The organism is Micromonospora trifolii (genome assembly GCF_022229005.1).
Taxonomy (GTDB): Bacteria; Actinomycetota; Actinomycetes; order Mycobacteriales; family Micromonosporaceae; genus Micromonospora; species Micromonospora trifolii.
Map to the genome: position 1 here is coordinate 165,237 of NZ_JAKKFD010000020.1, position 11,951 is coordinate 177,187.

General features: G+C 71.2%; 13 protein-coding genes. 5 read left to right on the top strand and 8 right to left on the bottom strand.

Annotation, left to right across the window (positions count from 1 at the left end; genetic code table 11):
* Positions 1-31: 31 nt before the first annotated feature.
* Complete coding sequence (locus tag NIE79_RS13740) at positions 32-2,116, bottom strand: APC family permease (protein WP_238678915.1); 2,085 nt, start codon at positions 2,114-2,116, stop codon at positions 32-34.
* 163 nt (positions 2,117-2,279) lie between these two features.
* On the opposite strand from NIE79_RS13740, the gene NIE79_RS13745 reads away from it, so the two are divergent.
* Complete coding sequence (locus NIE79_RS13745) at positions 2,280-2,945, top strand: potassium channel family protein (RefSeq protein WP_091400613.1); 666 nt, start codon at positions 2,280-2,282, stop codon at positions 2,943-2,945.
* A gap of 3 nt (positions 2,946-2,948) precedes the next feature.
* On the top strand, positions 2,949-3,638 hold the full coding sequence (locus NIE79_RS13750; RefSeq protein ID WP_238678916.1) for a potassium channel family protein: 690 nt from the start codon (positions 2,949-2,951) through the stop codon (positions 3,636-3,638).
* 42 nt (positions 3,639-3,680) lie between these two features.
* Here the strand turns inward: NIE79_RS13750 and NIE79_RS13755 are convergent, their stop codons facing one another.
* The 4 genes from NIE79_RS13755 to dut all read right to left on the bottom strand — a co-directional run bounded on the left by NIE79_RS13755 (position 3,681) and on the right by dut (position 6,109).
* Positions 3,681-4,364, bottom strand: coding sequence for a DUF3159 domain-containing protein (locus NIE79_RS13755; protein ID WP_238678917.1), 684 nt, complete (start codon positions 4,362-4,364; stop codon positions 3,681-3,683).
* Positions 4,365-4,389: 25 nt separating this feature from the next.
* On the bottom strand, positions 4,390-4,770 hold the full coding sequence (locus tag NIE79_RS13760; RefSeq protein WP_238678918.1) for an OB-fold nucleic acid binding domain-containing protein: 381 nt from the start codon (positions 4,768-4,770) through the stop codon (positions 4,390-4,392).
* A 114-nt stretch (positions 4,771-4,884) separates the two neighbouring features.
* Complete coding sequence (locus tag NIE79_RS13765) at positions 4,885-5,547, bottom strand: DUF3710 domain-containing protein (protein WP_238678919.1); 663 nt, start codon at positions 5,545-5,547, stop codon at positions 4,885-4,887.
* A gap of 25 nt (positions 5,548-5,572) precedes the next feature.
* Positions 5,573-6,109, bottom strand: coding sequence for a dUTP diphosphatase (dut, locus tag NIE79_RS13770; RefSeq protein ID WP_238678920.1), 537 nt, complete (start codon positions 6,107-6,109; stop codon positions 5,573-5,575).
* Positions 6,110-6,193: 84 nt separating this feature from the next.
* Between dut and NIE79_RS13775 the strand changes: the two genes are divergently transcribed.
* A complete protein-coding gene (locus NIE79_RS13775; protein WP_372471526.1) occupies positions 6,194-6,727 on the top strand; it encodes a DUF3093 domain-containing protein in 534 nt (177 codons plus the stop codon).
* A gap of 17 nt (positions 6,728-6,744) precedes the next feature.
* Here the strand turns inward: NIE79_RS13775 and NIE79_RS13780 are convergent, their stop codons facing one another.
* Together NIE79_RS13780 and NIE79_RS13785 are read right to left on the bottom strand one after the other, a co-directional pair.
* Positions 6,745-7,572 carry a hypothetical protein gene (locus NIE79_RS13780; protein ID WP_238678921.1) on the bottom strand — a complete coding sequence of 276 codons (828 nt, stop codon included), beginning with the start codon at positions 7,570-7,572 and terminating at the stop codon, positions 6,745-6,747.
* Between the two features lie 119 nt (positions 7,573-7,691).
* Entirely contained in the window at positions 7,692-7,988 is a 297-nt protein-coding gene (locus NIE79_RS13785) for a DUF4193 domain-containing protein (protein ID WP_007075406.1), read from the bottom strand.
* Positions 7,989-8,420: 432 nt separating this feature from the next.
* Between NIE79_RS13785 and NIE79_RS13790 the strand changes: the two genes are divergently transcribed.
* Positions 8,421-8,933, top strand: coding sequence for a LytR C-terminal domain-containing protein (locus NIE79_RS13790; RefSeq protein ID WP_238678938.1), 513 nt, complete (start codon positions 8,421-8,423; stop codon positions 8,931-8,933).
* Positions 8,934-8,987: 54 nt separating this feature from the next.
* Here NIE79_RS13790 and NIE79_RS13795 read toward each other — a convergent pair whose 3' ends face one another.
* Positions 8,988-9,806: an inositol monophosphatase family protein gene (locus tag NIE79_RS13795; RefSeq protein WP_238678922.1), complete on the bottom strand. Its 819-nt coding sequence runs from the start codon at positions 9,804-9,806 to the stop codon at positions 8,988-8,990.
* 600 nt (positions 9,807-10,406) lie between these two features.
* Here NIE79_RS13795 and NIE79_RS13800 point away from each other — a divergent pair.
* Positions 10,407-11,951: RNA polymerase sigma factor (locus NIE79_RS13800; protein ID WP_238678923.1), on the top strand; the 1,545-nt coding region annotated here is incomplete at its 3' end.

Below are 11,951 nucleotides of genomic sequence, written 5' to 3' on the forward strand. Positions count from 1 at the left end.
CGCAGGTGTCGCGGTCCGCTGACCGCCCGGCTCAGTCACGAGTGTTTCCCATCGTTTCGCTGTTCTCGGGCCCGCCCTGGCCGGGCGGCGCGGGGGCCACCGGCGGGGTGGCGACCAGCGGCGGCACGGCGCTCCGTGGCCCCCGTGCCGGGGTCCGGGACAGCGTGGCGTCCAGCCGGTCCAGGTTCTTGCTCGCTGTCGACGCGAGCTGCCACGGCACGCTGACCACCATCACCCCCGGCTCGAAGAGCAGCCGACCCTTGAGCCGCAGGGCGCTCTGGTTGTGCAGCAGGTTCTCCCACCAACGGCCGACCACGTACTCCGGGATGAACACGGTCACCACGTCCCGGGGCGACTTGCGGCGGGTGGAGGCGACGAAGTCCAGGATCGGGCGGGTGATCTCCCGGTACGGCGAGTCGATCACGGTGAGCGGGATGGCCATCTCCCGGCGCTCCCAGTCGGCCTGCAGGTCCCGGGTGTCCTTCTCGTCCACGTTGACGGTCACCGCGGTGAGCGTGTCCGGGCGGGTGGCGCGGGCGTAGGCGATGGCCCGCAGCGTCGGCTGGTGCAGCTTGCTGACCAGCACGATCGCGTGGTTGCGGGCGGGCAGCACGGCCCGGCCCTCGTCCGGCGGGGTCAGCTCGACGGCGATGCGGTCGTAGTGCCGGCGGATCCCCAGCATCAACACGTAGATCACCGCCATCGCCGCGATCGCGATCCAGGCGCCGAGCAGGAACTTGGTGATCAGGACGATCACCAGCACCGCACCGGTCAGGCCCGCGCCGAACGTGTTGATCGCCCGGGAGCGGATCATCCGGCGACGCGCCTCCGGGTCCCGCTCGGTGCGCAGGTGCCGGTTCCAGTGCCGGATCATGCCGACCTGGGAGACGGTGAACGAGACGAAGACCCCGACGATGTAGAGCTGGATCAGCTTCGTCACCTCGGCCTGGAAGCCCACGATCAGCACGATCGCGAAGAGGGCCAGGAAGGTGATGCCGTTGGAGAAGGCCAGCCGGTCGCCCCGGGTGTGGAACTGGCGGGGAAGGTAGCGGTCCTGGGCCAGGATCGAGCCGAGCACCGGGAAACCGTTGAACGCGGTGTTCGCGGCCAGGAACAGGATCAGGGCGGTCACCCCGGCCAGCACGTAGAGCAGGATCGACCCGGAACCGAAGACCGTCTCTCCGAGCTGGGTGGTGACCGTCTTCTGCACGTACCCCTCGGGGCCGGAGACGATCTGGAGGTTCGGATCCTCGACGAACTGGAGGTGGGTCAGCCGGGCCAGCCAGATGATCCCGACCAGCATGCTCACCGAGATGGTGCCGAGCAGCAGCAGGGTGGTGGCGGCGTTGCGGCTCTTCGGCGCCTTGAACGCCGGCACCCCGTTGGAGATCGCCTCCACGCCGGTGAGCGCGGCGGCACCCGAGCTGAACGTCCGCAGCAGCAGGAAGACGAGCGCGAAACCGGTCACGCTGTGCTCGGCCTGGATCACCAGGTCGGCGCTCGGCGCGCGAAGCTCGTCGCCCAGCACGAAGACCCGGAACAGCCCGGTGAGCAGCATCCCGAGCATCACGATCACGAAGCCGTAGGTGGGGATGGCGAACGCCGTGCCCGACTCGCGCAGCCCACGCAGGTTGACGGCGGTGAGCAGGACCACCGCGCTCACCGCGATCAGGACCTTGTGGGTGGCCACGAACGGCACCACGGAGCCCAGGTTGGCCACTCCGGAGGAGACCGACACCGCCACCGTGAGCACGTAGTCGACCAGCAGGGCGCTGGCCACCCCGACGCCGAACTTCGGCCCCAGGTTGACAGTTGCCACCTCGTAGTCGCCGCCACCGGACGGGTAGGCGTGCACGTTCTGCCGGTAGCTCGCCACCACGGTGAGCATGACCACGACCACGGCCAGCGCGATCCACGGCGAGAAGAAGTACGCGGACGCACCGGCGATGGAGAGGGTCAGCAGGATCTCGTCGGGCGCGTACGCGACGCTGGACAGCGCGTCGGAGGCGAACACGGGTAGCGCGATGCGCTTCGGCAGGAGGGTGTGCTGAAGCCGGTCGGACCGGAACGGTCGACCGAGAAGAAGCCGCTTCAGCAGCGAGGTGGGACTGGCCACGAACGCCAAGAGTACGACCACCTCGGTGGGGGCGCGGGGGTGGGCGATCACCGCTGCTCACGACGGCGGGGTACGGTCGGTCCCCGCTCGTGACCGGGACGTGGCAGGCTCGCACTCGAAGGCCACCGACAGCGGGAGCGGGACGCACCTTGGGAGGGACAGCGTGCACGTCGTGATCATGGGATGTGGTCGGGTCGGATCGACCCTCGCCCACAGCCTGGAGTCCCGAGGGCACTCGGTGGCGGTGATCGACCAGGACGCCGACGCCTTCCGCCGGCTCGGCCCCGACTTCGCCGGGATCACTGTGACCGGGGCCGGTTTCGACGGCGAGGTGCTCCGACAGGCCGGCATCGAGCGCGCGGACGCCTTCGCGGCGGTGTCGAGCGGCGACAACTCCAACATCATCTCGGCCCGACTGGCCCGCGAGACGTTCGGCGTGTCCCGGGTCGCCGCCCGCATCTACGACCAGCGCCGGGCGCAGGTCTACGAGCGGCTGGGCATCCCGACCGTGGCGACAGTGCGGTGGACGGCGGACCGGATGCTGCGACACCTGGTGCCGGAGGGCAACGTGGAGATCTTCCGCGACCCCACGAGCACTGTGTCGATCGTCGAGGTGCCCGTACACAAGGACTGGATCGGCCGACCGGTGCGGACGCTGGAGGACGCGACCGGGGCGCGGGTGGCCTACCTGATCCGCTTCGGCATCGGCACGCTGCCCACCGGCTCCGCCGTCATTCAGGAGGGCGACCAGGTGTTCATGCTGGTCAGCGATGACATCGTGGCGACTGTCACGTCGGTGGCGGCGACGCCGCCGGAAGGAGGGCACTGAGCCATGCGGGTCGCCATCGCGGGCGCGGGCAACGTGGGCCGCTCGATTGCCCAGGAGTTGATCGACAACGGCCACCAGGTGATGCTCATCGAGCGCCAGCCCAAGATGCTGCGCCCGGACCGGGTGCCGGCCGCCGATTGGGTGCTGGCCGACGCGTGCGAAGTGGCAAGCCTGGAGGAGGCGAACATCGCCGGGTGCGACGTGGTGGTCGCGGCGACCGGCGACGACAAGACCAACCTGGTGCTGTCGCTGCTGGCCAAGACCGAGTTCGCGGTGCCCCGCGTGGTCGCCCGGGTCAACCGGGCCGAGAACGAGTGGTTGTTCACCGAGCAGTGGGGCGTGGACGTCGCGGTGAGCAAGCCGCGGGTGATGGCCGCGCTCGTCGAGGAGGCGGTCACCGTCGGCGACCTGGTCCGGCTGATGACCTTCCGACAGGGCGAGGCGAACCTCGTCGAGATCACCCTGCCGCCGACCGCCCCCTACGTCGGTCGGCCGATCCACGCCGTGCCGCTGCCCCGCGACTCCGCACTGGTGGCGATCCTGCGCGGCAAGCGGGTCCTGGTGCCCAGCCCGGACGACCCGATCGAGGCCGGCGACGAGCTGATCTTCGTTTGCACCGCGGAGGTGGAGGACGAGGTCCGCGCGGTGATCCTCGGGCCGGACAGCGTCGAACGGACCCGCAGCTCACGCTGACCGCGACGGGCGCGCTGAGCGGGCCGGGTGACCCGGCGTCGCTCAGGCGCTGGGCAGCGGGGCCGGCGGCGACTCCCGGGTGACCCGGCGCACCGTCCAGACCGTGATCAGCAACAGCAGCGCGTACGGCGGGTAGCCGAGCGCCAGCCGGGCCACGCCCAGGGCGGTGTCCTGGTGGGCCAGGTAGAGCCCGGCCTGCACGCCCACCTTGGCCAGCCAGACCACACCCCAGAGCACTGTCAGCTGGGTGAAGGTGCGCACCAGCTTCGGGTCGGTCCGCCACTCCGAACGGCCCTTGGCCACCAACACCGACCAGATCCAGCCCACCAGCGGCTGCCGGATCGCGGCCGAGATCAGCAGGGCGATGCCGTAGCCGATGCCGTAGAGGATGCCGGGAAGGTAGAAGTCACGCTCGTCGCCGGTACGCCACGCGATGGCCGCGCCGACGCCGACGCCGAAGAGCCCGTTGACGGCGTGCCGGATCGGCCGACGCTGGGTCAGCCTCAGCCCGGCGATCAGCACGGCGACCGCGATCGACGCGATCACCGCCGGCCGCAGCTCGCCGATGATGTTGGCGACGACGAACACCACGACCGGGATGCTGGACTCGACCAGCCCGCGCCAGCCGCCGAGCTGGTCGGCCATCTGCTCGGCGATCGTCGGCAGCGGCTCCTCGTCCTGAGGGTCGGTATCCGGCTGTGCCGCCCGGTCCTGTCCCGTCGTCATCGCCGGCCTTCCGTCCGCAGTGCCGTCACTTGGGCGAGTCCAGCTCGTAGTAGGGGTTGTAGATGACCTTGCGGTCGTCCCGCACGGCCATCCGGCCACGGGCGGTCAGATGCCGGCCCGGCTCGATCCCGGCGATGTGCCGTCGCCCCAGCCAGACCAGTGTGACCACGTCACTGCCGTCGTACAGGTCGGCCTCAAGGGTGGGCAGGTTGGTGCGCGGCGTGTAGACCACGGTGCGCAGCCGACCGGCGACCGAGACCAGCTGACCCCGGGAGCACTGCTGGGCAGGGATCCCGCCGCACTCGGCGCTCTCCCGACGCAGCTCCTGCGCGTCGATCTCGGCCTCGCTGGCGGTGAACCTCTGCAGGATGCGCCGTAGCGACACCCGGCCCTCGTCGGTCGTCATGACCTCCGCGTCACCCTCTCCACGCTCGCCGTCCCCGGCCGGCCCCGGCGGCGCCGGAACCGTGCCGCCAGCGTACGCCGACGGGGCTGGTTCCGGCGGGCCGGTGCGCGCGGGTCAGACCTGACGCGGCGCGGCCGCGGCGTCGCCCGCCTCGGCCTCGGCCTGGTCGGCGATTTCCCGGGGCAGCCGCAGCGGCAGCGGCTCGCGGACCGGCTTCGCCTCCTGCCCACGGTCGACCACCAGGCCGTCCAGGCACTCGACGAGCGGCCCTGCCATGGTCGGGTCGGTGGCCACCGGACCCTGGAACACGCCCCGGACCATCCAGCGCGGCCCGTCGATTCCCACGAACCGCAGGTTCGTCGGGCCGTCCGGGGTGGTCACCTGGGCGTGCAGCTCCGGCCCGTACTCGCCGGCGACCTCCTGCGCGTTCGCGCCGTCGCGGAGCAGCGACTGCCGGATCTCCTCGCGCACCTCGTCCCAGATCCCCTCGGACCGGGGGGCGGCGAAGACGCCCAACTGGAGCGCGTTGTCACCGTGCACCAGCACCACCTGCTGGATCACGCCCTGCGGGTCGGCCTGCACCCGCACCTCGACGTCGGCGATCGCCGGGATGTGCAGGCTGCCCAGGTCGAGTCGCTGCACGTCGTCGTAGCTCTCGGAGATGTCGTACGGGCCGCGCTCCAGCGTCGGCGTCGCATCGCCCTGGTCCGGGACCGGGGTAGCCCGCTCGTCACGGGTCTGCCGCTCCGCATCGGCCCGCTTTCGGGAGAAGATCACTGCGCCTGCCCTCCGCTGTTCACACTCACCCTGCCACCTCTTCCGTCTGCCCGCGGCCCGGCTCGCTCGGCCGCCGCTCGACCCGGTCCTGGCCCGTCGGCGACGGCACCAGCCCGGCGTGCCCACCGGTGGACCCGTGCCCACCGGTCCCGCGCCGGGACGCGGGCAGCTCGACCACCGGCTCGAACCGCGCCCGCGCGACCTGCTGGACCACGAGCTGCGCGATCCGATCGCCGCGGGAGATCTTCGCCGGCGCATCCCGATCATGATTGATCAGGTTGACCAGGATCTCACCCCGGTAGCCGGCGTCGACCGTACCGGGCGCGTTGAGCACCGTCACGCCGAGCCTGGCCGCCAGACCGGAGCGGGGATGGACCAGGCCGACGTACCCCTCCGGCAGCGCGATGGCCACGCCGGTGGGCACCAGGGCACGGCCGCCGGGTGGCAGCTCCACGTCTGCGGCCGCCACCAGGTCGGCCCCGGCGTCGCCGGGATGGGCGTACGTGGGCAGCGGCAGCTCCGGGTCGAGCATCTGCACAGGCACGGGTACGACGTCGGTCACGGGTCCCCTCTTCCGTCCGGTTCGCGGGGTGACCCTGCCATCCTGCCGGTTCGTCGAGCCGCCGTGCGCCGTACCCTCGCAGGAGTGAGCATGTCGCCCTCCCCGTCCGCCGATCAGCCGCCGGTCGCCGCCCGCTCGGCGTACACCGAGCGACTGGATCTGCCCTGGTGGCTGTGGCTGGCCGGGTTGGTGGCCGCCGCGTTGCTGGCCGTCGAGATCTGGATGGGCGCCTCCGGCGTCCGCGCCTGGCTGCCGTTCGCCGTGCTGGTGCCGTTGACCGCTGTCGGGCTGTGGTGGCTGGGCCGGATCCGGGTCGGGGTGACCGATGCCGAGCTGCGGGTGGACGACGCCCGCCTGCCGGTCCGATTCGTGGCCGACGTGGTGCCGCTGGACGTGGCCGGCCGCCGTGAGGTGCTCGGCGTCGGCGCGGACCCGCTCGCCTTCGTGGTGCAGCGACCGTGGATCGGCGGCGCCGTGCAGGTGGTCCTCGACGATCCTGCGGATCCGACCCCGTTCTGGGTGGTGAGCACCCGCCACCCGGTCGAGCTGGCCGAGGCGGTGCTGACCGCACGGGACGCCCTGGCGGCTACCCACCCGACGGCGGGCGAGCCGGGCTGACCCGACGGCGAAGCCGCTCAGGTGCCGGTCGGTGGGCCAGGGAGGGCCGCCGGTGGCGCGGGCCGGGCGATGCCCCGCCGACGCAGGTCCACCTGGAGTTGCTCGGCCATCTGCTGGGTGGCCCGGCGGTTGAGGAAGCTGGCCACCGCCGCTCCGGTCAGGAACGGCCCGAGCGTGGTGAGGTTGCGACCGAAGCGCCGCAGCAGCATGTCCCGCAGCTCCTTGCGGGCGGCGGTGCCGAGCACCGCCCCCACTCCCACACCGGGCACCATCGGGTTGACGCCGCGTTGAGTGGCCCAGGAGTGCACCAGCGCGACCGCCCGTTGGCTGCCGACGGCGGGTAGCGCCACGCCGTGGATCTCGTGCAGCTCGCCGACGAGTTTCAGCTCCACCGCCACCACGGCCACGGTCTCGGCGGCGAGCAGCACCGGCGCGGAGAGCAGGGTCGGGGCCACCGTCCACTCGACGGCGGCGACGCCCCCACCGGCCGCGCCGATCGCGGCGGTGGTCCTCGACGCGTTGCGGATGAGCCGGTCGGCCAGGGCGGCGTCGTCCAGGCCGGGGAAGTGCTGACGCAGCGTGTCCAGGTCCCGTACCGGCACGTGCGGGGCGATGTCGGCGACGGCGTCGACCATCCACCGCACGGCGGCGCGCGGCTTGAACAGGTCGGAGACGCCCCGCGCACGGGCCTGACCGACCATCCGGGTCAGCAGTTGGCGGCGTCGGGCCGGTGCGATGTCGTCAGCGGTCAACGCCGCGACGGTGGCACCAAGGTCGTCCGTGCCACCGTCGGTGACACCGGGCTTGTCCGTACCGCCCTCGGTGGTGCCGCCTCGATCGCTCATCGGACCTCCCGGTGCTGTGGCTACCCGCTACGAGTCAAGCAGGTACCCACCGCTGCCGCATGCCTACACCGGCAGCGGCGACCCCGTTCAGGAGGCCGCCGCCGGTGTTGTTGTGGTTGTCAGACGCACTCGCGGCAGATCAGCTCGCCGTTACGCTCGACCGCCAGCTGGCTACGGTGGTGGACCAGGAAGCAGCGGGCGCACCGGAACTCGTCCTGCTGCATCGGAAGCACCTTGACCGTGAGCTCCTCGTCGGCCAGATCGGCACCGGGCAGCTCAAAGCTCTCGGCCACCTCGGCCTCGTCGACGTCCACCGCGCCCGACTGTGAGTCGACGCGCCGTGCCTTGAGCTCTTCCAGGCTGTCCTCGCCGAGGTCGACCTCGTCGCGACGCGGGGCGTCGTAGTCGGTGGCCATCGGTTTCACTCTCCCATATCGATGTTGTCGCTTCCGGTTGTAACGCCGGACGACGCTGTTTCGGTTCCGCTGGCCGGCCACCACTTGTGTCGGGCACCCGACCCGAGGACCGAACGGGTCGAGCTCGCCGGGGCGACTCCCCTGCGAGCGCGGAACCTTACCCCCCCTTGGGCGAGGCATGTATACCGCCCTTGCGGCTGAGATGTACGCCCCCGCACGCGAAGTTGTTCCCAATGTGATTCAGGCGACACGAAGATAGGGGTAGTAGTACCCGGTTCGCGGTCGGCGCGCCGGCATGTCGGGCTGTTTCCACGCGACGGCCGGACAACCGTTAACCTCAGCGGCGTATTCGACGGCCGGCGGCCTGAGCGATCGTTTCTGGCCGCCACCACCCACTGAGGTCCGGGGAGTGCCCTGATGAGTTTTGCGCGCGTGCGAGCACTCGTCGTCGTCGGCCTGCTGGCGATCATCGCCCTGGTCTTCGTCGTCGTGGCCGTGGTCCGCGACAGCCAGGGCAACGTGGGCACCGCGGCGGGTTGCCCCGAGGGTTGGCCGCTGGCGGATCTGACCCTGCGCGAGCGCAAGGACGTCAAGATCAACGTGTTCAATGCCACCGACCAGCCCGGCCTCGCCCACACCGTCGCCGACGAGTTCAGCAATCGACAGTTCCAGGTCAAGAAGACCGGGAACGAGAAGAGGATCAACAGCGTCGCGTTGCTGCGGTACGGCCCGAAGGGCGTCGGGTCCGCGCACCTGCTCCAGGCGTACTTCCTCAACAACGCCACCCCGGGCTACGACGAGAAGCGCACCGACGACACCGTGGACGTCGTGCTGGGCAACAACTTCCAGCAGCTCGCCACCACGACCGAGGTCAACCAGTCACTCGGCGACTCGGGCCCGCCGGAGGCTCCCAAGGGCTCCTGCCCGTCCCCACCCGCCAAGTGACGGCGTAACCGGCCCCAGGCGACGCCAGGGCGGCGAGCCGGCCTGTTCCACCGGTCAGGGACCGCCTGCGGCATCCAGCGCGGCCAGTCGGTCGTGCAACGGCGCGAAGAGCGCGGGCGGGGCCGCGACCACCAGGTCCGGTCCCGGCGGCCGATTGGCCAGACCGGCGACCCGAACCCCCGCCTCGGCGGCCACCAGCCCGCCCGCCGCCAGGTCCCAGGCCGCAAGACCCTTCTCGAAGTACGCGTCGAGCCGCCCCTCGGCGACCAGGCAGAGGTCCAGCGCCGCGGCGCCGAGCCGGCGGATGTCCCGTACGTGTGCGATCAGCCCCGCCACCACCTGCGCCTGGTGCGCCCGACGGCCGGCGTCGTAGCCGAAGCCGGTGCCGACCAGCGCCTGCCCCAGGTCGACCTCGCCGGAGCAGCGCAGCCGGACACCGTCGCGCCAGGCCCCGCCGCCGGCCGTGGCGGTCCACTCCTCGCCGGTGCTCACGTTGCGCACGACGCCGGCCACCACCACCCCGTCCACCTCGGCCGCCAGCGAGACCGCCGAGTACGGCAGCCCGTACAGGTAGTTCACGGTGCCGTCGATCGGGTCGACGATCCAGCGCACCCCGCTGGGCGCCGCGCCGTTTGTCCCCTCGCCGTACTCCTCGCCCAACACCGAGTCGTCCGGGCGCAGCGCGGCCAACGCGTCGAGGATCTGCCGCTCGACCGCCCGGTCGGCGGCGGTGACCACGTCGGTGACGGTGCTCTTGGTGGCGGCGACGACGACTCCCTCGGCGCGCATCCGGTACGCGGTGTCGGCCGCGTCCCGAGCCACCTGCACCGCGATGGCCAGCAGCTCGGACGGTGTCCTAGCCGAGTTGGTCATGATTCGCCTCTTTCCGCAGTCCGAGTGCATGTGGGTGGGTGGAACAACCGACCCGACCTCCGAAGATCATGGTTCCCGACGCCGCGCAACGGCACCAGACCGGGATCTTCGGTGCCTGGCCTGCCGCTGCGAGGCGGGGGCATCCACGCCGCCGCCACGGCTTGAGCGGCCGACCTTCGGCAAGATGCCCCTTTAGGTTGGTAATGTCGCTTAAGTGCCTACCGACAGCGACCTCGGTGATCCACACGTGCACCCTCGCAACCGCCACGTTGACCTCGTACTGCCTGCTCAAACGGCAGTTCGGACACGATCCACGCGCCAACGGGCTCGACGAAGGAAGCCGTTCGCCGGCCGCGCGGCTATCATTACCGCGAAGCCCATATCTCCGCCCCACCGACGGTCCCCACCGGCGGTACGCGGTGCGGAGCAGGATGATCGCCGCAGACGGCGTTACAATTCACCCCTGCCCACGCGGCACGGACCGCCGACCACCGGCCGGACCGTGACACGAGGGTCCCTCAACCACATCGCCCGGCACGGTAACCCTCGCTGCGCTGGACGAACCCGCCGTGCCCGCTCTTCGCCTCCGGAAGGTCATTCGTGACAGAACCCCGCCAGCCCGGCGCCGACGTTCGCTCGCTCACCGACACCCTGATCGCCCACGCGCAGAGCGCCGGTGGTCAGCTCACGTCGGCTCAGCTCGCGCGCACCGTCGAGTCCGCCGAGGTGACTCCGGCCCAGGCCAAGAAGATCCTGCGGGCGCTCTCCGAGGCGGGAGTGACCGTCGTGGTGGACGGCTCGGCGAGCACCCGTCGCCGCGTCGCCGCGGCCCGCTCGACCACGCCAGCGTCCCGGGCCACCACCGCCAAGACCACCAAGAAGGCCGCCGCGCCGGCCCCGAAGCAGGCGCCCTCCGCCGACGACGCCGCGGCGTCGTCGGCCCCGCGCAAGGTGGCCGCTCGCAAGGCGACCGGCACCGCCACCGAGGCTGCCGGCGCGACGCCGGCGAAGGCGACCCGGTCGACCCGAGCCACCAAGGCGACGGTGGCCGCTGCTGCCGGAGCCAAGCCGACCAAGGCTGGCGGCAAGGCAAAGGGCGAGGGCGCCGAGGGCGAGATCGACCCGGAGGAGCTGGCCGCCGCGATCGAGGACGTGGTGGTCGAGGAGCCGGCCGAGCTGGCCCAGGCCGCCGAGACCGACGCCGCCGCCTCGGCGACCGACAACGACTTCGAGTGGGACGACGAGGAGTCCGAGGCCCTCAAGCAGGCGCGACGTGACGCCGAGCTGACCGCCTCCGCCGACTCCGTCCGGGCGTACCTGAAGCAGATCGGCAAGGTTCCGCTGCTCAACGCCGAGCAGGAGGTGGAGCTGGCCAAGCGGATCGAGGCCGGGCTCTACGCCGCCGAGCGACTGCGGGCTGCCGACGAGGGCGAGGAGAAGCTCGTCCGGGACATGGTCCGTGACCTGGGCTGGATCTCCCGGGACGGCGAGCGGGCCAAGAACCACCTCCTGGAGGCGAACCTCCGACTGGTGGTGTCGCTGGCCAAGCGCTACACCGGCCGCGGCATGGCCTTCCTCGACCTGATCCAGGAGGGCAACCTCGGTCTGATCCGAGCCGTGGAGAAGTTCGACTACACCAAGGGCTACAAGTTCTCCACGTACGCCACCTGGTGGATCCGGCAGGCCATCACCCGCGCCATGGCCGACCAGGCCCGCACCATCCGCATTCCGGTGCACATGGTCGAGGTCATCAACAAGCTCGGCCGCATACAGCGTGAGCTGCTCCAGGACCTGGGCCGCGAGCCCACTCCGGAGGAGCTGGCCAAGGAGATGGACATCACACCCGAGAAGGTGCTGGAGATCCAGCAGTACGCTCGGGAGCCCATCTCACTGGACCAGACCATCGGTGACGAGGGCGACAGTCAGCTCGGCGACTTCATCGAGGATTCCGAGGCCGTTGTCGCTGTCGACGCGGTGTCGTTCTCGCTCCTGCAGGACCAGCTCCAGCAGGTGCTCCAGACGCTCTCCGAGCGTGAGGCGGGTGTGGTACGCCTGCGCTTCGGCCTGACCGACGGCCAACCTCGGACGCTCGACGAGATCGGTCAGGTCTACGGGGTGACCCGGGAGCGGATCCGGCAGATCGAG